This is a genomic window from Desulforamulus hydrothermalis Lam5 = DSM 18033 (assembly GCF_000315365.1).
GTDB classification, from domain to species: domain Bacteria; phylum Bacillota; class Desulfotomaculia; order Desulfotomaculales; family Desulfotomaculaceae; genus Desulfotomaculum; species Desulfotomaculum hydrothermale.
Window position 1 is genome coordinate 1 of record NZ_CAOS01000010.1, and the last position, 23,686, is coordinate 23,686.

At 45.0% G+C, this 23,686-nt stretch carries 27 protein-coding genes; 17 read left to right on the top strand and 10 right to left on the bottom strand.

The window, feature by feature from the left end; all coding sequences use genetic code 11:
* Nucleotides 1-190 precede the first annotated feature (190 nt).
* Nucleotides 191-340: a hypothetical protein gene (locus DESHY_RS14030; protein WP_160162487.1), complete on the top strand. Its 150-nt coding sequence runs from the start codon at nucleotides 191-193 to the stop codon at nucleotides 338-340.
* A 69-nt stretch (nucleotides 341-409) separates the two neighbouring features.
* Here DESHY_RS14030 and gyrA read toward each other — a convergent pair whose 3' ends face one another.
* The 8 genes from gyrA to dnaA form a co-directional block, all read right to left on the bottom strand.
* Nucleotides 410-2,848 (bottom strand): DNA gyrase subunit A, encoded by a 2,439-nt coding sequence (gyrA, locus tag DESHY_RS07435; RefSeq protein WP_008411681.1) that lies wholly within the window; start codon nucleotides 2,846-2,848, stop codon nucleotides 410-412.
* Between the two features lie 89 nt (nucleotides 2,849-2,937).
* Entirely contained in the window at nucleotides 2,938-4,854 is a 1,917-nt protein-coding gene (gene gyrB / locus DESHY_RS07440) for a DNA topoisomerase (ATP-hydrolyzing) subunit B (RefSeq protein WP_008411683.1), read from the bottom strand.
* 106 nt (nucleotides 4,855-4,960) lie between these two features.
* Nucleotides 4,961-5,233 carry a hypothetical protein gene (locus DESHY_RS14140; protein ID WP_162470941.1) on the bottom strand — a complete coding sequence of 91 codons (273 nt, stop codon included), beginning with the start codon at nucleotides 5,231-5,233 and terminating at the stop codon, nucleotides 4,961-4,963.
* A 103-nt stretch (nucleotides 5,234-5,336) separates the two neighbouring features.
* A complete protein-coding gene (remB, locus tag DESHY_RS07445; RefSeq protein ID WP_008411684.1) occupies nucleotides 5,337-5,600 on the bottom strand; it encodes an extracellular matrix regulator RemB in 264 nt (87 codons plus the stop codon).
* Nucleotides 5,600-6,715, bottom strand: coding sequence for a DNA replication/repair protein RecF (gene recF / locus DESHY_RS07450; protein WP_008411686.1), 1,116 nt, complete (start codon nucleotides 6,713-6,715; stop codon nucleotides 5,600-5,602). Before recF ends, remB begins: the two co-directional genes overlap by 1 nt.
* 10 nt (nucleotides 6,716-6,725) lie before the next feature.
* On the bottom strand, nucleotides 6,726-6,938 hold the full coding sequence (locus DESHY_RS07455; RefSeq protein WP_008411688.1) for an RNA-binding S4 domain-containing protein: 213 nt from the start codon (nucleotides 6,936-6,938) through the stop codon (nucleotides 6,726-6,728).
* Nucleotides 6,939-6,951: 13 nt separating this feature from the next.
* Nucleotides 6,952-8,049, bottom strand: coding sequence for a DNA polymerase III subunit beta (gene dnaN, locus DESHY_RS07460; RefSeq protein WP_008411690.1), 1,098 nt, complete (start codon nucleotides 8,047-8,049; stop codon nucleotides 6,952-6,954).
* Between the two features lie 230 nt (nucleotides 8,050-8,279).
* The gene (dnaA, locus tag DESHY_RS07465) at nucleotides 8,280-9,605 is read right to left on the bottom strand and encodes a chromosomal replication initiator protein DnaA (RefSeq protein ID WP_008411692.1); all 1,326 of its coding nucleotides are present in this window, start codon (nucleotides 9,603-9,605) and stop codon (nucleotides 8,280-8,282) included.
* 379 nt (nucleotides 9,606-9,984) lie between these two features.
* On the opposite strand from dnaA, the gene rpmH reads away from it, so the two are divergent.
* The 14 genes from rpmH (at nucleotide 9,985) to DESHY_RS07520 (ending at nucleotide 20,477) form a co-directional block, all read left to right on the top strand.
* Nucleotides 9,985-10,119: a 50S ribosomal protein L34 gene (gene rpmH / locus DESHY_RS13620; RefSeq protein WP_072866261.1), complete on the top strand. Its 135-nt coding sequence runs from the start codon at nucleotides 9,985-9,987 to the stop codon at nucleotides 10,117-10,119.
* 89 nt (nucleotides 10,120-10,208) lie between these two features.
* Nucleotides 10,209-10,550, top strand: a complete 342-nt coding sequence (rnpA, locus tag DESHY_RS07470; protein ID WP_008411694.1) for a ribonuclease P protein component — start codon at nucleotides 10,209-10,211, stop codon at nucleotides 10,548-10,550.
* Nucleotides 10,550-10,756, top strand: a complete 207-nt coding sequence (gene yidD / locus DESHY_RS07475; RefSeq protein ID WP_048817982.1) for a membrane protein insertion efficiency factor YidD — start codon at nucleotides 10,550-10,552, stop codon at nucleotides 10,754-10,756. Before rnpA ends, yidD begins: the two co-directional genes overlap by 1 nt.
* A 33-nt stretch (nucleotides 10,757-10,789) precedes the next feature.
* Nucleotides 10,790-11,482 (top strand): YidC/Oxa1 family membrane protein insertase, encoded by a 693-nt coding sequence (locus DESHY_RS07480; RefSeq protein ID WP_008411696.1) that lies wholly within the window; start codon nucleotides 10,790-10,792, stop codon nucleotides 11,480-11,482.
* Nucleotides 11,457-12,077, top strand: a complete 621-nt coding sequence (gene jag, locus DESHY_RS07485; RefSeq protein WP_008411699.1) for an RNA-binding cell elongation regulator Jag/EloR — start codon at nucleotides 11,457-11,459, stop codon at nucleotides 12,075-12,077. The genes DESHY_RS07480 and jag overlap by 26 nt, the downstream gene beginning before the upstream one ends.
* An 80-nt stretch (nucleotides 12,078-12,157) precedes the next feature.
* The gene (gene mnmE / locus DESHY_RS07490) at nucleotides 12,158-13,543 is read left to right on the top strand and encodes a tRNA uridine-5-carboxymethylaminomethyl(34) synthesis GTPase MnmE (protein WP_008411700.1); all 1,386 of its coding nucleotides are present in this window, start codon (nucleotides 12,158-12,160) and stop codon (nucleotides 13,541-13,543) included.
* A 10-nt stretch (nucleotides 13,544-13,553) separates the two neighbouring features.
* Nucleotides 13,554-15,443, top strand: coding sequence for a tRNA uridine-5-carboxymethylaminomethyl(34) synthesis enzyme MnmG (gene mnmG / locus DESHY_RS07495; protein ID WP_048817983.1), 1,890 nt, complete (start codon nucleotides 13,554-13,556; stop codon nucleotides 15,441-15,443).
* Between the two features lie 2 nt (nucleotides 15,444-15,445).
* On the top strand, nucleotides 15,446-16,168 hold the full coding sequence (rsmG, locus tag DESHY_RS07500; RefSeq protein ID WP_008411702.1) for a 16S rRNA (guanine(527)-N(7))-methyltransferase RsmG: 723 nt from the start codon (nucleotides 15,446-15,448) through the stop codon (nucleotides 16,166-16,168).
* A gap of 90 nt (nucleotides 16,169-16,258) precedes the next feature.
* Nucleotides 16,259-16,417, top strand: coding sequence for a hypothetical protein (locus DESHY_RS14255; protein ID WP_162829799.1), 159 nt, complete (start codon nucleotides 16,259-16,261; stop codon nucleotides 16,415-16,417).
* Between the two features lie 186 nt (nucleotides 16,418-16,603).
* On the top strand, nucleotides 16,604-17,047 hold the full coding sequence (locus DESHY_RS07505) for an Hsp20/alpha crystallin family protein (protein WP_008411703.1): 444 nt from the start codon (nucleotides 16,604-16,606) through the stop codon (nucleotides 17,045-17,047).
* Between the two features lie 114 nt (nucleotides 17,048-17,161).
* Nucleotides 17,162-17,302: a hypothetical protein gene (locus tag DESHY_RS14035; protein ID WP_008411704.1), complete on the top strand. Its 141-nt coding sequence runs from the start codon at nucleotides 17,162-17,164 to the stop codon at nucleotides 17,300-17,302.
* A gap of 769 nt (nucleotides 17,303-18,071) precedes the next feature.
* Nucleotides 18,072-18,833 carry a ParA family protein gene (locus DESHY_RS07510; protein WP_048817997.1) on the top strand — a complete coding sequence of 254 codons (762 nt, stop codon included), beginning with the start codon at nucleotides 18,072-18,074 and terminating at the stop codon, nucleotides 18,831-18,833.
* The gene (locus DESHY_RS07515; RefSeq protein ID WP_008411707.1) at nucleotides 18,826-19,701 is read left to right on the top strand and encodes a ParB/RepB/Spo0J family partition protein; all 876 of its coding nucleotides are present in this window, start codon (nucleotides 18,826-18,828) and stop codon (nucleotides 19,699-19,701) included. Before DESHY_RS07510 ends, DESHY_RS07515 begins: the two co-directional genes overlap by 8 nt.
* Nucleotides 19,702-19,781: 80 nt before the next feature.
* Entirely contained in the window at nucleotides 19,782-20,477 is a 696-nt protein-coding gene (locus DESHY_RS07520; protein WP_008411708.1) for a DUF554 domain-containing protein, read from the top strand.
* 110 nt (nucleotides 20,478-20,587) lie between these two features.
* Here DESHY_RS07520 and DESHY_RS14260 read toward each other — a convergent pair whose 3' ends face one another.
* Entirely contained in the window at nucleotides 20,588-20,746 is a 159-nt protein-coding gene (locus DESHY_RS14260; protein WP_162829800.1) for a hypothetical protein, read from the bottom strand.
* A gap of 262 nt (nucleotides 20,747-21,008) precedes the next feature.
* On the opposite strand from DESHY_RS14260, the gene DESHY_RS07525 reads away from it, so the two are divergent.
* A complete protein-coding gene (locus tag DESHY_RS07525) occupies nucleotides 21,009-21,857 on the top strand; it encodes a DegV family protein (RefSeq protein WP_008411709.1) in 849 nt (282 codons plus the stop codon).
* A 5-nt stretch (nucleotides 21,858-21,862) separates the two neighbouring features.
* Here the strand turns inward: DESHY_RS07525 and larC2 are convergent, their stop codons facing one another.
* On the bottom strand, nucleotides 21,863-23,047 hold the full coding sequence (gene larC2, locus DESHY_RS07530; protein ID WP_008411711.1) for a nickel pincer cofactor biosynthesis protein LarC2: 1,185 nt from the start codon (nucleotides 23,045-23,047) through the stop codon (nucleotides 21,863-21,865).
* A 132-nt stretch (nucleotides 23,048-23,179) separates the two neighbouring features.
* On the opposite strand from larC2, the gene DESHY_RS07535 reads away from it, so the two are divergent.
* Nucleotides 23,180-23,680 carry a DUF4446 family protein gene (locus DESHY_RS07535; RefSeq protein ID WP_008411712.1) on the top strand — a complete coding sequence of 167 codons (501 nt, stop codon included), beginning with the start codon at nucleotides 23,180-23,182 and terminating at the stop codon, nucleotides 23,678-23,680.
* Nucleotides 23,681-23,686 lie beyond the last annotated feature (6 nt).

Consider the following 23,686-nt stretch of genomic DNA (forward strand, 5'->3'; position numbering starts at 1 on the left):
AATAGCACTTTGTTAACCTTAAGTCAATTACTTTTTGACCGGTTTGTTTGGTTTTTAATCTCAGTGCTGCCAGTAAGGTTGCCGCATCGGCGTAAATTAATATATCACATAATTTTGTCCTGTGTCAATGTGAATTTTATTACTAAGTGAGTTTAAAATAATTGTCTACAAGAAAAGTTTAGGTGGTATTATGATCCCCTGCCGGCATTTATTGAAGCACCGGTCACAGCACTTGCCGGTTGGCGCCCACAAAGCGTGGGCGCCGGCCGAACCGGGCCGGGAAGGAACGCTTCCGGCGACTCTAATTACCACTGAAACAAATCATGGTGCCGGTGCGTAGACCCAAGCTGCAAGAGATTATATACCACCCTAACAGTGTTGTTTTTATTTCACAATGTTACCCTTATTGCTACTGTTCGCTGTCTTCTTTAACCACCCGGGCAATGGCCACGATGCGGTCGTTTTCTGCGGTTTTCATGAGGGTCACTCCCTGGGTATTGCGGCTCATAGAGGAAACATCCCGGGCCGGTAATCTGATGATAATTCCTTCGGCACTGATCATCATGATCTCATCTTCTTCTTTAACTACCTGTACGCCCACCACAGGCCCGTTTCTTTTGGTTGTCTTGATATTAATAATCCCTTTACCGCCGCGGGACTGGGACCGGTATTCGCTGAGGGGGGTTCGTTTGCCGTAACCGTTGGCAGTTACCGTCAACAGGTCAGCGCCTTCTTTTACCACATCCATGTTAACCACAAAGTCATTGTCTGACAGGGTAATACCCTTAACACCCCTGGCGGCCCGCCCCATAGGTCTTACGTCATCTTCAGAAAAACGGATGGCGGTTCCCTCCTGGGTGCCCAGAATAATTTCTTCCTTGCCATAGGTTAATTCCACCGCTACCAGTTTATCCTCTTGATCCAAAGTGATGGCGATTATGCCGTCCCGGCGGGAAGAATTATATTCCGTAAGGGGTGTTTTTTTAACGGTGCCGTTTTTGGTAGCCATGAATAAGAAAGCGTCTTCAGCAAATTCTTTAATAGGTATCACGGTAGATACATATTCGTCATGATCAAAGTTTAATAAATTAATAATGGGCGTTCCCTTGGCGGTTCGGGATGCTTCCGGCACTTCGTGCACCTTTAAGCGATACACCTTGCCTTTATTGGTGAAGAACAAGAGAAAATGGTGCGTTGAGGCAATAAACAGATGCCTAACAAAATCTTCTTCTTTGGTGCCCATGGCGGTAATCCCCTTGCCGCCCCGGCGCTGGCTGCGGTAAGTATCCAGGGAAATTCGCTTAATATAACCTTGATTGGTAAGGGTTACCACCATATCTTCTTCATCAATAAGGTCTTCAATATCAAATTCGCCGGCAGCCTCATTGGTAATAACCGTTCGGCGGGGGTCGGCAAATTTTTCTTTCACTTGCAGCAGCTCATCTTTAATAATGCCCAGTACTTTTTTCTCATCTGCCAGCACCGAGCGCAAGTAATCAATTTTTTGCAGCAGCTCTTTATACTCTGCCTCTAATTTTTCCACTTCCAAGGCAGTAAGACTGCGCAGGCGCATTTCGACAATGGCTTCAGCCTGCACCTGGGTCAGGTTAAATTTGTTTACCAGGCCCTTTTTTGCTTCTTCGGTATTTTTTGATTCCCGGATGGTTTTAATAACCTCATCCAGGTTGGCCAGTGCAATGCGCAAGCCCTCTACAATGTGTGCCCTGGCTTCGGCCTTTTTAAGCTCATATTTGGTCCGGCGGGTGATTACATCCTTTTGGTGTTCCAGATAATGAAAAATCAGCTGCGCCAGATTTAATACTTTGGGCTCGTTGTTAACCAGAGCCAGCATGATGATGCCGAAGCTTTCTTGCATTTGGGTATGCTTGTATAAAAGGTTAAGAATTACATTGGGATTGGCGTCTTTTTTCAATTCAATGACAATGCGCATACCCCGGCGGTCAGACTCATCACGCAGGTCGGAAATGCCTTCAATTTTTTTATCTCTGACCAGCTCAGCAATTTTTTCGATTAGCCTGGCTTTGTTTACCTGGTAAGGAATTTCATGCACAATGATAACCGGCCTGCCGTTGGCCTTTTGTTCAATAGTGGCCTGGGCCCGGATTTTAATGGTGCCCCGGCCGGTGCGGTAAGCCTGGCGGATGCCTTCCCGTCCCATTATTTTTGCTCCGGTGGGAAAGTCAGGCCCTTTAATTACCTTCATCAGCTGATCGGAGGTAACTTGCGGGTTATCAATCATCATTAAAATACCGTCAATAACTTCGCCCAGGTTGTGAGGAGGTATATTGGTGGCCATCCCCACCGCAATACCGGAAGAACCGTTAATTAACAGGTTGGGAATTTTCGAGGGGAGAATAACAGGTTCTTCGGTACGGTTATCATAGTTGGGAGCAAAGTCGACAGTTTCTTTATCAATATCAGCCAGCATTTCCATGGTTATCTTGGCCATGCGGGCTTCAGTATAACGCATGGCCGCCGGCGGGTCACCGTCAACCGAACCAAAGTTGCCATGACCTTGAATTAAAGGATACCGGCTGGCAAAATCCTGGGCCAACCTCACCATGGCATCATAAATAGCCATATCGCCATGAGGGTGAAAATCCTGCATTACCTTACCAACTATCCCGGCACTCTTACGATATGGCTTGTCCGGGGTTAACCCCAATTCATGGAGGGAATAAAGAATTCGTCTGTGAACAGGCTTGAGGCCATCCCGCACATCCGGTAAAGCCCTGCCTATAATTACGCTCATAGCGTAATCAAGGTAGGAATTTTTCATTTCGTTGTTAATGTCCAGAGGGATAACCTTACCAGTTTGGGGAGCCATTTTTTATACCTCCGAAATAGTAAACGTTTAGTAAATTAAAAGGGCAAAACGCCGGCCTGGTCAGGCTGTTGGCGCAAATTATTTATATTTTAAATATCCAAGTTTCTGACGTATCTGGCGTTTTCCTGAATAAAATCCCGGCGCGGTTCAACCCGGTCGCCCATCAGCATAGAAAAGGTTGCATCTGCTTCGATGGCATCCTGCAAGGTTACCTGCAGCATGGTTCGGGTATCCGGGTCCATGGTAGTTTCCCATAGCTGCTCAGGGTTCATCTCGCCCAACCCTTTATAACGCTGAATATTAACTTTGTCGTGACCAATCCTTTTTAGCAGCTCTTCCAATTCTTTTTCGCTGTAAACGTAACTGTCAAGATTGCCTTTCCGCACTCTGAATAACGGCGGCTGAGCCACATATAAATAGCCGGCTTCGATTAACGGCCGCATATGCCGATAGAAAAATGTCATCAGCAAGGTGCGAATATGGGCGCCGTCCACGTCAGCATCAGTCATAATAATTATTTTATGGTAACGGGCTTTGTTTAAGTCAAAATCCTCACCTATACCGGTACCCAGGGCGGTAATCATGGCTCTGATTTCTTCATTGGCCAAAATTTTATCCATCCTGGCCTTTTCCACGTTAATAATTTTACCCCGCAGCGGCAGGATGGCTTGAAAACGCCTGTCTCTGCCTTGCTTGGCGGAACCGCCGGCAGAATCGCCCTCCACTAAATATAATTCGGAGATACTGGGGTCCTTTTCCGAACAGTCCGCCAGTTTGCCGGGTAAAGACATGGTTTCTAGAGCACTTTTGCGCCTGGTCAGTTCCCGGGCTTTACGGGCAGCCTCCCGGACTCGGGCGGCGGTAACCGCCTTTTCAATAATTTTTTTGGCCACTGAGGGGTTTTCATCCAGGAAGGTGGAAAATTTTTCAGCAAAAATAGATTCAACGATACCCCTTACTTCACTGTTGCCCAGCTTGGTTTTGGTTTGCCCTTCAAACTGGGGTTCCGGTACTTTAACACTGATCACAATGGTAGCACCTTCCCGAATATCTTCGCCGGTAAGGTTGGCATCGTTGTTTTTTAATATATTGTGGTTGCGGCCGTAATCATTAACAACCCGGGTTAGGGCTGTTTTTAAACCTATTTCATGGGTACCGCCGTCCACCGTATGAATATTATTGGCATAGGACAGCATGGTTTCCGTATACCCGTCATTGTATTGCAAAGCCGCTTCAACTATAACTTGTTCCCTTTCCCCGCTGATATATATCGGCTTGGGGTGCAGCACTTGTTTGGTTTTGTTTAAGTGTTTAACAAAATCCTTAATGCCGCCTTCAAACTGGAACACCTGTTCCACCGGCGGGTCTTTACGTTCATCCTTCAGGGTAATTTTTACGCCTTTATTTAAGTAAGCCAGTTCCCTGATTCGTTGGGTCAGGGTTTCCAGGCTGAATACCAGTTCTTCAAAAATTTCGGCATCCGGTTTAAAAGTCACCTTCGTACCGGTGGATTTGCTTTTGCCAATTATCTTAAGTTCTGTGGTTGGTATACCCCGGGCAAACTCCTGCCTGTATATATGGCCGTTTCGTTTAATTTCTACGGAAAGTATTTCTGACAGGGCGTTCACAACTGACACGCCCACCCCGTGCAAGCCGCCGGAAACCTTGTACCCGCCGCCGCCAAATTTACCCCCGGCATGCAGCATGGTTAATACTACTTCCACAGCCGGTTTGCCAACTTTAGGGTGGATATCCACCGGAATACCCCGTCCGTTATCCTCCACTGTGACGGAGTTATCACGATGAACGGTAACCGCAATTTTATCGCAATAACCGGCCAGGGCTTCGTCAATACTGTTATCCACTACTTCATAGACCAGGTGGTGCAGGCCTCTGGCACTGGTACTGCCAATATACATGCCGGGACGGCGGCGAACCGCCTCCAGGCCTTCGAGAACTTGAATTTGATCCGCACTGTATTTATTGGTCTGCTGCTGTTGGTCCATAAAATGACCTCCATCTAATTACATTGACTCCATATTATACCATAATTAGTATTCCCTATTCAAGGATATACATTAACAGAAAAATTACAACAAATTATGTTATTGGTTAGTCTAAAAGAAATGGCACCCACAGAGCATGGGCGCCCACAGACTGTAGACAAATGTCGTAAGACAGTGAGGTGGTCTTATGATCCCCTGTCGGCGACTTGTCGAAGCACCGGTCACAGCACTTGATGAGCGTAAGGAGCCATGGGGGGGCGCCCACAGGATGTGGGCGCCAGCCGAACCGGGCCAGGATGGCCCGTTTGAGGCGACCCCAAGGGCGACCGGAGCGAATCACAGTGCTGTCGGTGCGTAGACCGGAGCCAAAGGGGATCATAAACCACCGCTAATGTTTGTCGACATGCCGGTGGCGCCCACGCGCTCTGTGGGCGCCACTTTAATAATGACCGGAGTTTAAGTAAATTACCGGCAACCTTTGTTTAAGCCTCATCTTCTGTATTGTCCGTGATGTTGTCTGATCTCTTTTTTAAAGTAGTGCAAGAAATTGGCGAAACAAATATCTCCTTACTGGTAATCACAAAAGACTTCTCTTTTTCCTGGTTGGACACCGGTTGGATAAACCCTTCATCTTTGGCAATCTCAATGAATTCCCTGGTAATGGCTGAATTTTTTGTCCGGGCATCCAAGATGGCAATAATATCTTTTTTTAACACTACCACATCCCCGCCTAAATGCAAAAACACTATAATTCCTCCTTTTTCGTGAGAGAGCCGTCATTTACCTGCCAAAGGGCACCGGCTCCCCCGATGGTTTTTTCTATATTGCCCGTAAAACTGGTGGTAATAAAAGTTTGCACCCGGTTAAGCACCCGCTGTAAAAGCATTGTTTGCCGCCGGCGGTCCAGTTCAAACAATACATCATCCAGCAGCAGTAACGGATAATGGCCATATTCTTTAAACCATAACTCCAACTGGGACAATTTAAAAGACAAGGTAACCGTACGCTGCTGCCCTTGCGAACCAAATACTCTGGCTTCCGTACCGTTAATTAAAACCGCCAGGTCATCACGGTGGGGTCCCAACAGGGTCTGGCATCTTTGAATTTCTGACTGCCGCACCCTCTGGGAAGCCGCTGCAAATATTTGATATATCTGCGCTTCCTGTAAGCCCGGCTCCAACACCAGCGAGGAAAGATATTTTGCTTGCAGCTCCTCGTTGCCCCCGGTTAGTTCATGATGAATACGGCGGGCAATGGGAATTAATTTGCTTAATACCTGCAGACGCAGGTAAATTAACCGGGCACCATACCTGAACAGTTGCTCATCCCATATTTCCAACATATCCCGGCTGGCCCGCCGGTCTCTGATTTCCTTCAGCAGAGTGTTTCTCTGGGTTAAAACCCTGGCATACTGCCGCCAGGTGCCGCTGTAGGAAGGGCTTAAAGGCCCTACGTCGTAATCTAAAAAACGCCTTCTTTCCTGCGGCGAGCCTTTTACTAAAGATAAATCCTCCGGACAAAATAAAATAACGCCCAGGTAATCTAACCGGTTGCGAGGTGTTTCTGAACCGTTAACCAGTAACTTTTTGTTACCTTCCTTAATTTTCCATTCAATTGTTAAATGCCGATCCTGATAGACCACTTTGGTTTGCAGCCAGGTTTGCTCGGTTTGCCAGCGTATAATGTCCTTATCTCTTTCGGCCCGGAAAGAACGCCCCCGCAGACTGTAATAAACAGCTTCCAGTAAATTGGTTTTACCCTGGGCATTGGGGCCGGTAATTAAATTAACTGCCGGGTGGGGCTGCCATACCTGTTCTTTGTAATTGCGGAAATTCCTTAGTGTAACACTGGATACCAGCAAGGTTTCACCTTCACATCACAACCATAAAACTTCCCGCGCCGGCCACTTCTACCGTATCGTTGGCTTTAAGTTTTTTACCCCGCCGGGTTTCAGTAACTCCGTTTACTTTTACCTGACCTGACTGAATCAGTATTTTGCTTTGACCGCCTGTATCAGTTATGTTAGCCCACTTTAAAAATTGATCCAGTCTTATTTCAGTGTTAACTTTTATTTTTTGGGTCATGGGCTGTCTCTCCTTAAATAGTGCGCATCGGTAAAATCAGCGAGAGGTAATCTTCGCCTTCCACCGGCCGTAAAATACCGGGGCTCAAGGGGCCGGATAAATCCAAGTAAATGTTGTCACTGCCGCAAGCCCGCAGGGCATCAATCAAATAATTGGCATTAAAGGCAATTTGCATGGGTTCCCCTTGCAAATATACCGCAATTTCTTCGTGGATTCTGCCCACTTCGGTATTGGCGGTAATAATAATTTTATCTTGTTCGATATGTAAACGAATTATTTGTGTACCTACTCTGGCCAATAAAGAGGCCCGTTCGACAGATTCCAGCAGTTCTTTCGTCTTAACCCGTATTCTGGTTTTATAGCTTTGCGGTATAACCTGCCGGTAATTGGGAAACTGCCCTTCAATTAACCGGGAAACCAGCACGGTATCTTCCATGCCAAAGATAACTGTATTTTCTGCCAGGGAAATAGTAACCTCTTGATCAGCAGCACCAATTACCCTGGCCAATTCATTTAATGTTTTGCCAGGGATAATCATGCTCACATCTGATATCTCGGTATTAATTTTAACATCCCGCAGGGCCAAGCGGTGAGTATCGGTAGCCACCAGGCGCAAGTTTCCTTCGCTCAATTCCATCAGTACACCGGTAAAGACAGGACGGGTTTCCTCTGTGGAAGTTGCAAAAAGAATTTGCCGCAGGTATTCTTTTAAATCCTCTTCGGGTATAGTGATGGAAGTTTTTCCTTGTTGCTTAGGGAAAACAGGAAATTCCTCATCGTGAAAACCGTTTATGGAAATTTCGGATTGGCCGTACCGTATGACAACATTGGTACCCTGACCGGTTTCAATTTGTATGGGTGCGTCCGGCAATCTTCTGACAATCTCACCCAGATACTTGGCAGGCAACACGATGGAACCAGCTTCTTGCACCGTGCAAGGAACGGTGCATTGAATACCCATTTCCATATCGGTGGCTTGAAACTCCAGGTAATGATCCCGGGCGGTAATAAGTATGCCGGCTAAAACAGGCATGGTGTTTTTCGCAGAAACGGCCCGCTGGGCGGTGGTAACACCCTGGACCAGGTTCTGACGGGTACAGATTACTTTCATAGTCCTCCCCCGTTATTTTTATTTTTATTATAAATATAAATTAAAGCTAGTAGTAGTAATAATACCTGTGAGTTTGTGTGTAAGGCGCTTCAAACCATGCTGTAACTGGCTTGAGGGCTGTAGTAAAGCTGTGGAAAAAGAATCTAAAACTTATTCACAGACTTAACCTTAAAAATGATGCCTTTTACCTGACAGCGGTTGTTAACAAACTTGTCCACTGCATATTCACATTATTCACTGATACGTTTTTTTAATTCTTTGATGGTTTCCTGCAGTACCGGGTCGCCGGGCAGGTCAGCCACAATTTTTTCGCAGGCGTGCAGTACGGTGGTATGGTCCCGGCCGCCGAATTCATCACCGATCTTGGGCAGGGATAAGTCGGTTAATTCCCGGGTGAGATACATGGCTACTTGTCTGGGAAAAGCCACTGACCGGGTTCTTTTTTTAGCTTTTAAATCATCAATACGCAAGCCGTAAAAATCAGCCACGCATTGCATAATTAATGACACCGTAATTACTTTCGGCTTACTGGGTGAAATAACATCCTTTAACACTTCTGCCGCCAAATGGGGAGTGGCTTCTCTTTTTTCTAAGGAAGAAAAAGCGCTGACCCGGATTAAAGCGCCTTCCAGTTCCCGAATGTTGGAATGAATTTTGTCGGCAATAAAAGCAATAGTCTCGTCAGGTATATTGGAAATACCTTCTAATTGAGCTTTCTTCCTTAAAATAGCTACCCTTGTTTCATAATCAGGCGGCTGTATATCAGTAATTAATCCCCACTCAAAACGGGAGCGCAGCCTGTCTTCCAGGGTAGCAATTTCTTTGGGCGGGCGATCGCTGGAAATAATAATTTGTTTATTGGCTTCATACAGGGTATTAAATGTATGGAAAAATTCTTCCTGGGTTCGTTCTTTCTTCTCCAAAAATTGAATGTCGTCAATTAAAAGAATATCCATGCTGCGATATTTATTGCGGAATTCTACCGTTTGATCATCCCGAATGGAGTTAATCAATTCATTGGTAAATTTTTCTGAGGTAACATAGGCAACCTTTAAACGAGGATTGTTTTCTAATATATAATGGCCAATGGCATGCATCAGGTGGGTTTTGCCTAAACCAACCCCGCCATAAATAAATAAAGGGTTATAGGCTTTGGCCGGTGATTCCGCCACCGCCAGGGAAGCCGCATGGGCAAAGCGGTTGCTGTTGCCGATGACAAAGGTGTCAAAGGTATATCTGGGATTAAGAATATTAATATAAGTATCTTCCTGTAATCTTTCCTTTGGTTTAGGTTGGTCAACTTCTTGACCTGCCAGAATAAATTGCAAAGATATTTCCCGGTGCAGAATTGATTCGTAAGCCTGTTTAATCAGCGGTGCGTAGCGGTCAGCCAGCCAGCCTTTGGAAAAGTGATCAGGGACTTCTATAATAATCGTATTGTCATAGTGAGCCACCGGCTTACAACGGGCGAGCCAGGTTTCAAAGGAATGTTTGTTTACCTGTTTTTCCAAGCGGATTAAAACCTGTTCCCACCTGGCCAGAATATCGCTTTGCATATGCTTTTTAAAACCCCCTGAACTGTAAATTGCTAAAAAAATCCCTTAATTTAACTAAGGGAGTGCGGTAAACAAATGCGGTTATGTTTAGAGATAAAACCTTAAAAATCAACAAAGTTGTTCACAATTTTATCCACAACCTGTGCAAAACTTGGATAATTAAAATTATCCACAAGTGTAAATCAATAATACCAAAACTTCCAAGAGTTATCAACAAAGAAATGATATTCACAGCTGGTATGGATAGCTAGGTAAACTAATAATTTCAAAAAACCATATATCTTGACTAAGAGCGTTAATTTTAATATAATTTTCAGTGACTGTCTGGTATTTCCATCTTTTTTTATATACTGATCTTGCTGAAGGAGGTGTATATCGTTTGAAGCGCACATTTCAGCCAAAGAACCGCCGGCATAAAAAGGTACACGGTTTTTTAAAGAGAATGTCTACTAAATCGGGCCGCAACGTACTAAAAAGAAGACGCTTAAAAGGTAGAAAACGTTTGACTGCATAAGGCCGCTTTGGGTGGCCTTTTCCTAATTTGTATAACTTTTCGTTGCTTTGGATAAGATATCCAATAAAAACCTTTATTAGGAAGACTCTATGGAAAAGTTTATATCTTTAAAGAAGAATTCTGATTTTCAAACTGTTTACCGTCATGGAATGTCAGCAGCAAACCGTTATCTGGTGTTATATCAATTTCCTAATAAGGGTTGTGGTCGCAGGTTTGGTTTTTCCATCAGTAAAAAAGTTGGTAAAGCTGTTTGCCGTAACCGTTTGCGTCGTATTTTAAAGGAAATCTGCAGGCTTAATTTAGAGCGTTTTCCTGATCGACACGATTTTGTATTTATTGTTCGGCAGGCTGCCTCTGATCAGAACTATCATCAAATGGAAAAACATGTGTGGCATGTTCTGGGTAAACTTAATCATCAGGAGAGGGAATAATGCGGCAGGTTGTTTTGCTTGGCCTCATGTTTTATCAAAAGTTTATTTCTCCTTTAAAGCCGCCTACTTGCCGGTTTTACCCTACATGTTCTGAATATTCGATACAAGCTGTCAAAAAGTACGGAGTGGTCAAGGGGCTGTGGTTAACTGTAAAAAGATTGGCTAAATGCCATCCCTTCCACCCGGGCGGATATGACCCCGTTTAAATTTAACCGGGGCTTTTAAGGAGGTAACGACTATTGTTTGGATGGTTTGATGCCATTGTTAACGGCATGACTGCATTGATGAACTGGTTGTATGAACTCACTGTCAATATTGGTGTGCCAAGCTATGCCCTTGCCATTATATTATTGACTGTGATCATTAAAGTGGCATTGTACCCCCTTTCTAAAAAACAGATGCACTCAATGGTAATGATGCAGAAACTGGCCCCTGAAATTAAGGCCATTCAGGATAAGTATAAAAACAAAGACCCGCAAATGATGCAGCAAAAAATTATGGAGCTATATAAAGAGCACAACGTCAACCCAATGGCCGGTTGCTTGCCTTTGTTGGTGCAAATGCCAATTTTGATTGCCCTTTACCGGGCCCTGTACGCATTCCCCTTTAAGAACCCTGATCATGCACACTTTTTTTGGGTAACATCTCTAAGCCAAAAAGATCCTTATTTTATTTTGCCCATATTGGCAGCAGTCACCACTTATTTACAGTCAAAACTGACCACCAATACCCAAGACCAAACCCAGAGAACTATGCTGTATATGATGCCTTTATTAATCGGTTGGATTGCCAGCACGGTACCGGCAGGTTTGGCATTATACTGGGTAGTATTTAATATTGTAGGAACAATTCAACAGTGGTTTATTAATAAAGAGACCCTGCAGCTTAAAGAGGGGGTAACCGGAGTTGAAGGTAGTAGAAAAGGTCGGTAAGACCATTGATGAAGCCATTGAGCATGGCCTGCAGGAATTCGGGGTATTGCGGGACGAAGTTATTATTGAAGTATTGGAAGAACCTTCTAAGGGTTTATTCGGTATTATTGGTTCTCGTCCTGCCCGGGTAAGATTAACCTTGAAGGACAACCCTGCCAGGAGAACAGACCGGTTGTTAAAAGATATTTTTCGGGCCATGGAAATTCCCGTGGAGATGGATATTCAGGAAAGGGAGCAGGTATTGCAGGTTAGTTTACAGGGGCCGGATTTGGGCGTATTAATCGGACGCCGGGGTGAAACACTGGATGCTTTGCAATACCTGGTTAATCTGGCTGTTAACAAAAACCAAGAACAAAAACGGAAAGTTATTTTGGATGTTGAAGGCTACCGCCGGCGTCGCGAGGAAACTCTGCAAAAACTGGCTATGCGGCTGGCTGATAAGGCAAAAATGCGGGGCCGCAGTGTTGTACTGGAGCCTATGAATTCCCAAGAACGAAGGATAATTCATACCGCCCTGCAGGGACGGGATGATATTTATACTTTCAGTGAAGGTGAAGAGCCCTTTAGAAAAATTATAATTTCGCCAAAAAAATAACCTGCTTTCAAAACCCAGCAGCCGGCGCTGCTGGGTTTTTCCAAATACTGTTACATAATAAACCTTAGGGAGGTTAAAAAGTGTTAAACGACACCATTGTTGCCATTGCTACACCTCTCGGAGAAGGAAGTATCGGTGTCATCCGCATCAGCGGTCCCGAGGCCGTTGCGGTGGGACGACGGGTTTTTCAGCCTAAAGTTAACCGTCACTGGTATGTTCAAGATAATTATAAATTGGTATACGGTCATGTGGTTGATCCGGCAAACGGGGAGATCATTGATGAAGTGCTGCTTTCTGTAATGCGGGGCCCGCGCAGTTTTACAGCGGAAGATGTGGTGGAAATCAGCTGCCACGGCGGCATAGTGCCTTTGCGTCGGGTATTGGAAGTGGTGCTGCGCCAGGGAGCCCGCCTGGCGGAGCCGGGAGAATTCAGCAAGCGGGCCTTTTTGAACGGTCGTCTGGATTTAGCTCAGGCAGAGTCTGTTATTGATATTATCCGGGCCAAAACTGATGCCGGGGCGAAAATAGCCATATCCCAGTTAGGGGGTAAATTATCTCAACAAATTAATGAACTGCAGCAGGAATTGCTTGGTTTATTGGCCGGTATTGAGGCGACCATTGATTTTCCGGAAGATGACATTCCCGATGAAAGTCTGCAAAACATGGTCGATCGTTGTACCGCGCTAATTAAAGTTTTTGATCAACTGTTGGAACATGCGGCTACCGGCAAGGTCTACCGGGAAGGATTGAGAACTGTTATTGTCGGGAAACCTAATGTGGGCAAATCTTCTCTGCTCAACGCCTTACTGAGGGAACAAAGAGCTATTGTCACCGACATTCCCGGCACAACCCGGGATGTGATAGAAGAAGTAATTAATATTAAAGGGGTACCTTTAAAATTAATTGATACCGCAGGGTTTAGAGAAACCCAGGATTTAGTGGAACAATTAGGAGTAGAAAAATCCCGTGCGCTGCTGCAACAGGCCGACTTAGTGCTGCTGGTTTTAGATGCCGCCACCGGATTAACCGATGATGACCTGCAAGTGGTTGATTTAGTGAAAGACAAAAAAGTGCTGGTAATTATCAATAAAATAGATATTGACCGTTCGCTGATTGATTTGCGGCAACTGCAGCAGCTTATCAGTTACAGCGACATTCTGGAAATTTCCGCTCAGAAGAACATCGGGTTGGAACGTCTGGAGCAGTCAATATTAAACTTAGTTTTGGCCGGTAAAGTAACGGCTGCAGATCAAATAGTGGTGGCCAATTCCCGTCATAAAAATGCTCTGGAAAGGGCTAAAGAGCACCTGGAAGAGGCTCGTCGGGGGCTGTTGGCAGCTGTGCCGGCGGATTTAGTGGCTATTGATTTAAAATCAGCCTGGGAAATACTAGGTGAAATAACCGGCAGTCATGTGACCGAAGATTTAATTGACAGGATTTTTGCAGACTTTTGTATAGGTAAATGAGGTGGAAAAATTGCGCTATCATGCGGGTAATTATGATGTCATTGTGGTGGGGGCCGGGCATGCCGGCTGTGAAGCAGCTCTGGCTGCCGCCAGAATGGGATGTAAAACATTAATTTTAACCTTAAATTTAGATAACGTTGCTTTGATGCCCTGTAATCCTGCGGTAGGAGGCCCGGCAAAATCTCACTTAGTCAAGGAAATTGATGCTTTGGGCGGCCAGATGGCAATAAATACAGATTTAGCTGCCATTCAAATGAGAATGCTTAATACCGGGAAAGGCCCGGCTGTTCATGCTTTGCGGGCACAGGCTGATAAAAACCGCTATCAGGTATTAATGAAAAAAACCTTGGAGACCCAGGAAAACCTTGATATTAAGCAATTAATGGCAGAAGAAATACAGGTTGCCAACGGACGGGTAACCGGTGTTGTTACTCATATCGGCGCTGTCTTTAACGCCCGGGCGGTGGTGGTTACAACCGGGACTTATCTCAAAGGGAGAATTATCATCGGCCAGGTACATTTTCCCGGCGGTCCCAACAGTCAGTTTCCGGCAGTTAATTTAAGCGATAACTTAAAGGATTTAGGATTACAGTTGGGGCGCTTTAAAACCGGCACACCGGCCCGGGTTGACCGCCGGACGGTAGATTTTTCTAAAATGATTATTCAACCGGGCGATGAAAAACTGCATAATTTTTCTTTTATCAGTCCGGTAACACACCGGGAGCAAGTACCTTGCTGGTTAACTTACACTACTGAACAAACGCACCAGATCATTCGTGACAACCTGCACCGGTCACCTTTGTATGCCGGCATGATTGAAGGGGTGGGTCCTCGCTACTGTCCTTCAATTGAGGATAAGGTGGTACGCTTTGCCGATAAGCCGCAGCACCAGATTTTTATAGAACCGGAAGGCTTAAACACATATGAAATGTATGTGCAGGGTATGTCCACCAGTTTGCCGCCGGATGTCCAACTGGCCATGCTGCGGTCTGTGCCCGGGTTGGAGCAGGTGGAAATAATGCGGCCCGGTTATGCCATTGAGTATGATTATGTGGTGCCGACCCAGTTAAAATTAACACTGGAAACAAAAACAATCAGCGGCCTTTATACAGCCGGGCAAATTAACGGGACTTCCGGCTATGAAGAAGCTGCCGCCCAGGGGATAATGGCAGGCATCAATGCCGCCCTGCAGGTAAAAGAACAGGAGCCCTTTACCCTTTCCCGGTCGGAGGCTTACATTGGTGTTTTAATTGACGACCTGGTTACCAAAGGCACCAATGAACCCTACCGCCTGATGACTGCCCGGGCTGAATATCGCCTGTTATTGCGGCAGGATAATGCAGATTACCGTTTAACAGAAAAAGGATACCGCATTGGTTTGGTCAGCCAAGACAGGTACCGCCGCTATCAAGAAAAATGGCAGGCCGTGCGGCATGAAATAGAAAGGTTAAAGAACATTACCGTACCTGCCGGCCCGGATACCAATGCGTTTTTAAAGGAATTAAACTCCAGCGAAATCAGCCAGGCAACACCGGCCATTAATTTATTAAAAAGGCCGGAAATCAGCTATAAATCACTTTTACAATTAATCAAACAAGATCTTGATTTACCGGAGGAAGTTATTGAAGAAGTTGATATTGAAGTAAAATATGAAGGATATATCAAAAAACAACTGGCCCAGGTAGAAAGGTTTGAAAAAATGGAAGGCCGCAGACTTAGGGAAGATATTGATTATCATGCCATCAAAGGGCTTTCAGTAGAGGCCAGGCAAAAACTGTCCCAGCATAAGCCGGCGTCGTTAGGACAGGCTTCCCGTATATCCGGCGTCAGCCCGGCAGACATTTCAGTTCTGTTAGTTTGGCTGGAGCAAGAACGGCGCAAGGCCGCCGGAGGTCATTAATTATGAACGAGCTGCTTAACTCTTTAACCAGGGCTGCTCAGGAGACAAATATTCCTTTATCCAATCACCACTTGCAGCTTTTTGAACAATATTATCAATGTCTGCTGGAAGGCAATCAAAAATTTAATCTTACTGCCATTACAGAACCGTTGGAAGTAGCCGTTAAACATTTTATTGATTCCCTTACCTGCTTAACAGCGGTTAATTTCCCCCAGGCAGCCAGGCTGCTGGATGTGGGCACCGGGGCAGGGTTTCCGGGTTTGCCCATTAAAATTTACCGCCCTGATTTAAATGTAACCTTGATGGATTCTTTAAACAAGCGTATTGTTTTTTTAAAAGAAACCTTGAACACTTTAGGATTATCAAATATTCAGGCGGTGCATGACCGGGCGGAAGATTTCGGGCGGCGTCCGGCCGACCGGGAAAATTATGATATTGTAGTGTCCCGGGCGGTGGCCCGGCTGGCGGTGCTGGCTGAATACTGCCTGCCCTGTGTCAAGCCAGGGGGTTACTTTATTTCTCAAAAGGGCCCTGACATTGAGCAGGAAGTTCAGGAAGCTGCCCGGGCAATTAAAATTTTGGGCGGTCAACTGACAGAAGTTAAAAAAATACAACTGCCTCTCATTGGGGATGGCCGGAGCCTGGTTGTCATCAAAAAAATACAGCCGACTCCCGCTACTTACCCTCGCAAGGCCGGACTGCCGGCCAAAAAGCCAATATTATAACTTGCTAAATACCAGTAAATTAACAAAAATTTCCCGGGTGGTTTAATGTAAAAACTTCTTCAGAGTGTCGACAAACATTATCGGTGGTTGATGATCCCCTTTGGCTCCGGTCTACGCACCGACAGCACTATGATTCGCTCCGGTGGCCCTTGGGGTCGCCTCAAACGGGCCATCCTGGCCCGGTTCGGCTGGCGCCCACGTCCTGTGGGCGCCCCCCCAAGGGTTCCTTTCGCTCATCAAGTGCTGTGACCGGTGCTTCGACAAGTCGCCGGCAGGGGTTCATCAAACCACCTCACTTTGTTTACAACCTTTGGCGACACTCAGGGGTGGTTTAATGTAAAAACCACCCTTTTTTCTTTTAGAGAATTACCTATGCATATAATTTATTTTTTCTGGGCAATAAAATGATGTAAAAAAATATAGGGGGGAACAATCATGTCATTAATACCTTACGAACCTTTTCGCCATTTAGAAAACATTCGCCGTGAGTTTGACCGTTTTTTCAGCCATGAGATACCTGCGATAAGAAATAATATTGGTTTAGGTTTTGGAAATCCAAGAATTGACATTTACGAAACAGATCAGGAAGTGGTAGCTGTTTGTGATCTGCCCGGTCTGGAAAAAAAGGAAGATGTTAATATTTACATTGACAATAATTTGCTTACCGTTAGCGGTGCCATTAATAAGGTAAATGAAGTAAAAGAAGAACACATGCACCGGCAAGAAAGATTTTTAGGGCGTTTTCAGCGATCAGTCAGCCTGCCTGTCCAGGTTGATGCCGCCGGTGTACGGGCCACTTATAAGAACGGTGTACTGGAAGTGCGTATGCCCAAACTGCAAACTGATAACAGAAAAAGAATTGACGTTGAGTTTCACTAAACCTAATTTTATCTGCAAGTTCCTGATTATTAATAAATTGGCATATAATTACCCTTATATTTTTCGTTAGACCAGGCAAATTATTAATAACCTAAACATCAGGGGGGTATGAACATGCCAAGTTCTCAGAAAAGAAGAGGATTGTTTCCCGCTGGTTATAACGCAGGCGGCGACTTTAATGAAGAAGTAAGTACAGAGCTTGGTCTTACAGAACAAACCAAAGCGTCTAAAGTAAAAAACAAGAAGAAAAAGTAAGTAAAAAATTTTTACAGCCCCTGAATCTCAGGGGCTTAAACTTTTGCTGTAGCAACCAAGTCCGCCTGAATCATACTTTTTGACAAATTTTACTAATAATTTAAGCTCCTGGAATTACAGGGGCTTAAAATTATTTTGGTTTATGGCATACGAACCGGCTTCGCCCCGTGCGTGGCCTAATTTTTATTAATTTGTTTCACGTGAAACATAGGAGGAAGAATTCATTTCTTTGTTGAATAGGAAAATTAACAATAATTTTAGCGCTGTGAAACAGCGGTCCAATTATAGGTAATTATTCCCCCACCTTGAAAACAGGCCAAGATGATAATATACTCCCTTTGATGCTAAACCGGACAGCCCTTGCTAAGCTAAAATTATTGCCTGGGTCATGGGTTATGGTGATGGCTGGCAAGCATGTTAAAGAGGTAGCAGAGGAAGGAACCACTAAAACCTGTTCCTTCTGTGGCCGTTAAGAAAAGAGGCGGCCCAAAGATGAGGTATTTGCCCGCCTAACGGTCAGACAACACTTAGCAGGGATATAATTAGCCTGTCAATATAACCGGAAAAAAATTTATTGCCGTGGTTAGGCTAACTGAAAGACTTAAGTCGTGCCTCGGTTATATGGAAGACTTAAGTCGTACCACGTACACTGTGGCCTGGGATTACACTAGGTGTGACCTGATGGTGCAGATGAATTAAACAGAAACCGTGATAGGTTTCTGCCTGGATTTAGTTAGTTTTAAGTAAATTTAGGAAGGGGGTGTCCGTCCTGGGCAAAATTATCTGCATAGCTAATCAAAAAGGTGGTGTAGCTAAAACCACCACTGCCGTAAACATAGGAGCCAGTTTAGCCATGATGGGTCAACCGGTATTACTGGTTGATATTGACCCCCAGGGAAACGCCAGCAGCGGTTTGGGTATAGATAAGTCAAAGTTAGAACGCTGCATCTACGATGTTTTAATCAATGAAATACCGGCGGAAGAAGTTTTAATCAGCACCGATATAAGGAACTTGCATTTACTTCCTTCTACCATACAACTGGCCGGCGCAGAAGTGGAAATGGTTTCGTTAATGGCCAGAGAACAGATATTAAAACGAGCCCTTGCCCCTTTAAAGGAACGTTACCAGTATATAATTATTGATTGCCCGCCGTCCCTGGGTTTATTAACATTAAACGCCCTGGCTGCTGCTGATTCTGTTTTAATACCTATTCAATGCGAGTTTTATGCGCTGGAAGGTGTCGGTCAGTTAATGAATACCATTCAACTGGTGCAAAAGCACTTAAATCCCGGTCTTAAAATAGAAGGTGTTTTACTGACCATGTTTGATGCCAGGCTTAATTTATCCATTCAAGTGGTGGATGAAGTAAAAAAAGTTTTTGGCAATAAAGTATACAAAAACATTATTCCCCGTAACGTACGTTTAAGCGAAGCTCCCAGTCACGGTATTCCGGTGGTAATTTATGATCCTAAATCACGCGGTGCGGAAGCTTATCGAGAACTGGCTAAGGAAGTGATGGGTATTGACTAAAAAAAGAGGCTTAGGCAAAGGTCTGCAGGCTTTAATGCCTGTGACAGCCGGTGAACCTGTCAGTCAAGGTGTTTTAAAAGAAATCAGAGTAACGGATATAAGGCCTAACCCCAAGCAGCCGCGCTTGAGAATAGATCCCGACAAGCTTAACGAACTGGTAGAGTCCATCCGGGAGTACGGAGTGGTGCAGCCGGTGGTAGTCAGAGCACAGCCGGGCGGCTATGAATTAATAGCCGGTGAGCGCCGGTGGCGTGCCTGTCAGCAATTGGGGTTGGAATATATACCAGCCGTTGTTCGAGAATATGGCGAATTGCAATCGGCGGCCATTGCCTTAATTGAAAATTTACAGCGAGAAAACCTTAATCCCCTGGAAGAAGCAACCGCTTACCGCCGGCTCATGGATGAATTTCAGTTGACGCAGGATCAGGTTTCTCAACGGGTGGGTAAAAGCAGGCCGCAAATTGCCAATATGATCCGCTTGTTATCATTACCTAATGAAATAAAAATTAAACTGAGTAACGGTGAAATATCAGTTGGTCATGCCAGGGCGTTGTTGGCTTTAGAATCCCGCCAACTGCAACTGGAGGCCTGCGAGCTAATTACTAAAAAACAACTTTCGGTACGACAGGCAGAAGAACTGGTGAACAATCTCTTAACTAAGCAAAGTGAAAAAGAAAAAGTAAAAAAGGAAAAAACTAAAAACCCTGACATTATGGAAATAGAAGATCAACTGAGGAGCAGTTTAGGAACCAAAGTTCAAATTAAAACCAGCCGGCGGGGCGGTAAAATAGAAATAGATTACTATGATGATAACGATTTAAACAGACTACTGGAGTTGCTGCTGGCGCAAAACAGGCAGATGGCTTAATGTTTCACGTGAAACATTAAGCCATTCATTATAACTATAGCCTGCCATAATTTAAAAGGGCGGAAAACGGAGGATTTAGTATGACAGGTACCATAGTAAATGCTGCGGCCATCGTGGCCGGGACAGCCATTGGCCTTTTATTTCGTAAAGGTATCAGCGAATCTGCCAACCAAACGGTGATGAACGGTATTGGTTTGGCGGTGGCGCTGATTGGCTTTAAGATGGCCTTTAAAACAGAAAACGAATTAATTGTTATCTTAAGCCTGGTGTTAGGCGGTATTATAGGGGAAATTTTGGATATTGAAGGATGGTTGGGACGCATTGGTACTTATTTGGAAACTAAAATTGGGGCTGGCGAAGGGGAAGTGGCCAGGGCCTTTGTTACCACCAGTTTAATTTATTGCGTGGGCGCCATGGCTATCATGGGGGCACTGGAAGACGGCTTGACCGGCAATGCCACCACCCTGTACGCAAAATCATTATTAGACGGCACATCTGCGGTAATTTTCACCTCTACTATGGGTTTTGGTGTAGCCTTCTCTGCCATCCCGGTACTAATATACCAGGGAGCCATCACATTGGCGGCAGATTTTCTTAAATCCCTCCTAAACCCTGGCATGATTAATGAAATGACTGCCACCGGCGGATTATTAATTGTTGGTATTGCCAGCAATGTGCTGGGTATTAAAAAAATAAAGGTAGGCAATTTATTGCCGGCAATTTTAGTGGCCGTTTTTCTTTCCTGGCTGTGGCAGAAATTAAATATAAATATTTAGCTAAGCAGACGGAGTATAATAACACCTCCGTCTCAAACTGTAGACAAAGGTTATAAAACAAAGCGAGGTGGTGTTTATGATCACCTGCCGGCGACTTATCGAGGCACCGGTCACAGCACTTGATGAGCGAGAGGAGCCCTTGGGCCGGCGTTCACAGGACGTGGGCGCCGGCCGAACCGGGCCGGGGTGGCCCGGTTGAGGCGACCCCAAGGGCCGCCGCAGCGAATCATAGTGCTGTCGGTGCGCAGACCGGAGCCAAAGGGGATCATCAACCACCGATAAGGTTTATTGACACTCTGAGACGGAGTATCAAAACAACTCTGTCTTTATTTTTGATAATCTTTGACGGCAGTCTGAGCTATGTGTATTAATACATGATAAGTAATAGGGATATTATATTTCATAAATACATCCTGCCCTTTAAAAGGAATTATTGCCGGGCCGGTCGAATAGTGCCAATTGAATTATAAAAAGGTTGGTCGACAATCCGAAAATCTTAGATTTTATTAACAAAGGTGGTTTGAAATTCAAATGGCAGAAAAAGTTGCTATAGTTACCGACAGCACCTGTGACCTGGACCAGGCAACGGTGCAAGAATATGATATTAAAGTGCTGCCCCTTAAGGTAATTTATTCCAATAACGAAGAATACTTGGACAGAATAGAAATCAGTCCGGATCAAATATATCAACGCATGCCGGCAGAAATTCCCACCACATCGCTGCCGTCACCGGCCCAGATTATGGATTTATTCAAAAAACTGCAAGCGGAAGGTTATACTCATATTATTTCCATCCATATTTCAAGCGGTCTCAGCGGCACTTACAACACTGTCAAAACCGTGGCCAGGGAATTTAAAAACATGATTATAGAAGTTATAGATTCCAAAGCCCTGTCAATGGCCCTCGGTATTCCGGTATTAGAATCCGCTAAAACATTACGAAAAACCTTAAGTTTTCAAGCTGCTGTAGATAAAGCAAAAGATATTTTAAATAACATGGATGTATATTTTGTGGTAGGCACCTTGGAATATTTAAAAAAAGGCGGGCGCATTGGTTATGTAGCCGGAACTATTGGTGAAATCATGCAAATTAAACCCATTATTTCAATAAATAAAGAAGGTAAATATTATACCTACGATAAAGTACGGGGCAGGAAAAAATCTATTATGCGTCTGTTTGATATTGCCAGCCAAATACTTAAAGAAAAAAGCGGTACCCTGGCTGTTATGCACGGCGCTGCCCCGGAAGAATCATGGGAACTGTTTAATAAAATAAAATCCCTGCCCAATGTTAACAATTCATATTTCGGGCAGGTTGGCCCGGTAATCGGGGTACACGCCGGACCGGGGCTCATTGGCTTTTGCATCTGCAAAGCATAATTAACCTATAAGTAATCTTTTGTTATTAATTTTTCTGCCTCTCTGTATGCTTCCTGATAAACCTGGCTGATGGGTACCCCGTAGGCAGCGGCGGCGGCTTGACAGTCTTCGTATTCCGGCGTTACCCTTAAAACCGGCGCCCCGGCCTGCCGACGGGCAATTTTTACACCTATGGCACCATACCGAGTGGTTACTTTTGTTACCTCCCGCCAGGCTGTAATGCGGTCTTGATAACTGATACGGAGGCCCAGGCTGGAAGTTTCCCGGAGTACAATATCGGCTAACATTTTAATATCGCCCGGTCGGCAAAGAACTGTCAGTTTGCTGCCGGGCCTGCCTTTTTTCATAATCAACGGTGTTAAAAAAACATCCAAAGCCCCCTTTTTTAGCAATATGTCCATAATATAGGGGTATATTTCAGGGTTCATATCGTCAATATTAGTTTCTATTGTAGCAATTTTTTCCAATTGACCGGTATGGTCAATAACCTGACCCAGCACAACCCTGAGCAGGCCGGGTAACGGCCGCCGGCGGCGATCCAGGCCGTAACCGATTGCCAGAGGGATCATTAGCGGCGGCGCTGCAAATTCATCCACTAATACTTTTGCCAGTGCGGCGGCCATGGGGGTAACCAAATGGTCCGCCGCCGGGCTCCACTGCACCGGCAACCCTTTGATCAGCTCAGCCGTAACAGGATCAGGCAGCGGCTGCCAGACGTCAGCTGCCTTAAGCAAACCCGTACCCAGGGTAAGGGACGGCAGGAATACCTTATTGACAGCTAATTGCTCTAAACAAAGGGCGATGCCAACCAGTAAAATAAGGTTAATTAAGGTATCTTGCCGCGCCGGGGCAGACCACGGCTGCCCGGTTACCCGGCAGTGAGCCTGATCAAGAGTGATGACAGTTTCCGCACACAGTTTTTTTGTCCTGTCACTAAGGGAACTATTCTCCAACAAATCCATTATTTCCCCAACAGGATAAAAGGCATCTTTTTGCTCAACACTGACAGCAGCACATGTTGCTGTGATTCCGTACTCATTTATTTCACTGATTGACAGTTTATAACCTTTTATATTTAAACCGGCCAGCTGCCGGTGCCAAACATCTTGTTTAACATTCAGCTGCAGCAGTGCCCCCAGCAGCCTGTCCAGTGACAAGCCGCAGCAAGCATCAATATACAGGATATGCAATTGACACACCTCTGTTATAATTTTTTCTATTACAATATAACAATATCTGGTATAATGATTTTCGGATGCCGTATGACAGACAAGACATACTAAAAATGTTTAACTACAGTAATTAATAAGGGTGATTCAACTGTGCAACCAATCTGGCTGTTAATAGAAAAAAATGCCCCTTATATTATGCTGGTTCTTAGCCTGCTTGCCTTAATACTTGGCCTCAGCCAAGTAATTTTGTTCCGCCGCTTTCGGGAAGTCAGCCGTCGTTATCGTTTATTAATGCGCGGTCCGTCGGGTGCCGATTTAGAAGAAATTTTACAGCGTTATGCCGTTGATGTAAAGAATTTAGAAGCCTTGGGGCAAGAAATCAAGCAGCAGCAGGGAATTTTACAAGAAAAATTGGCCCAGTGCGTTCACAACCCGGGTTTAATCCGCTTTAACGCCTTTGACAACATGGGCAGCGACCTCAGTTTTTCGGTAGCCTTATTAGACCGCCGGGGCGACGGTGTGGTGTTAACCGGCCTGTACGGCAGAGATGAAACACGCATTTATGCCAAACCTATCCGTAAAGGCACCTCTAATTACAGCTTAACGGAAGAAGAAGCCCAGGCGGTACAAAAAACCCTTGAGAAAGCGTGAATAATT

Bases quoted from the DNA above. Each gene is read 5' to 3' on its own strand.
- DESHY_RS14030 (WP_160162487.1), top strand. From the start codon at position 191: ATGATCCCCTGCCGGCATTTATTGAAGCACCGGTCACAGCACTTGCCG.
- gyrA (WP_008411681.1), bottom strand. From the start codon at position 2,848: ATGGCTCCCCAAACTGGTAAGGTTATCCCTCTGGACATTAACAACGAA.
- gyrB (WP_008411683.1), bottom strand. From the start codon at position 4,854: ATGGACCAACAGCAGCAGACCAATAAATACAGTGCGGATCAAATTCAA.
- DESHY_RS14140 (WP_162470941.1), bottom strand. From the start codon at position 5,233: ATGATCCCCTTTGGCTCCGGTCTACGCACCGACAGCACTGTGATTCGC.
- DESHY_RS07455 (WP_008411688.1), bottom strand. From the start codon at position 6,938: ATGACCCAAAAAATAAAAGTTAACACTGAAATAAGACTGGATCAATTT.
- dnaN (WP_008411690.1), bottom strand. From the start codon at position 8,049: ATGAAAGTAATCTGTACCCGTCAGAACCTGGTCCAGGGTGTTACCACC.
- dnaA (WP_008411692.1), bottom strand. From the start codon at position 9,605: ATGCAAAGCGATATTCTGGCCAGGTGGGAACAGGTTTTAATCCGCTTG.
- rnpA (WP_008411694.1), top strand. From the start codon at position 10,209: ATGGAAAAGTTTATATCTTTAAAGAAGAATTCTGATTTTCAAACTGTT.
- yidD (WP_048817982.1), top strand. From the start codon at position 10,550: ATGCGGCAGGTTGTTTTGCTTGGCCTCATGTTTTATCAAAAGTTTATT.
- rsmG (WP_008411702.1), top strand. From the start codon at position 15,446: ATGAACGAGCTGCTTAACTCTTTAACCAGGGCTGCTCAGGAGACAAAT.
- DESHY_RS14255 (WP_162829799.1), top strand. From the start codon at position 16,259: ATGATCCCCTTTGGCTCCGGTCTACGCACCGACAGCACTATGATTCGC.
- DESHY_RS07505 (WP_008411703.1), top strand. From the start codon at position 16,604: ATGTCATTAATACCTTACGAACCTTTTCGCCATTTAGAAAACATTCGC.
- DESHY_RS14035 (WP_008411704.1), top strand. From the start codon at position 17,162: ATGCCAAGTTCTCAGAAAAGAAGAGGATTGTTTCCCGCTGGTTATAAC.
- DESHY_RS07520 (WP_008411708.1), top strand. From the start codon at position 19,782: ATGACAGGTACCATAGTAAATGCTGCGGCCATCGTGGCCGGGACAGCC.
- DESHY_RS14260 (WP_162829800.1), bottom strand. From the start codon at position 20,746: ATGATCCCCTTTGGCTCCGGTCTGCGCACCGACAGCACTATGATTCGC.
- DESHY_RS07525 (WP_008411709.1), top strand. From the start codon at position 21,009: ATGGCAGAAAAAGTTGCTATAGTTACCGACAGCACCTGTGACCTGGAC.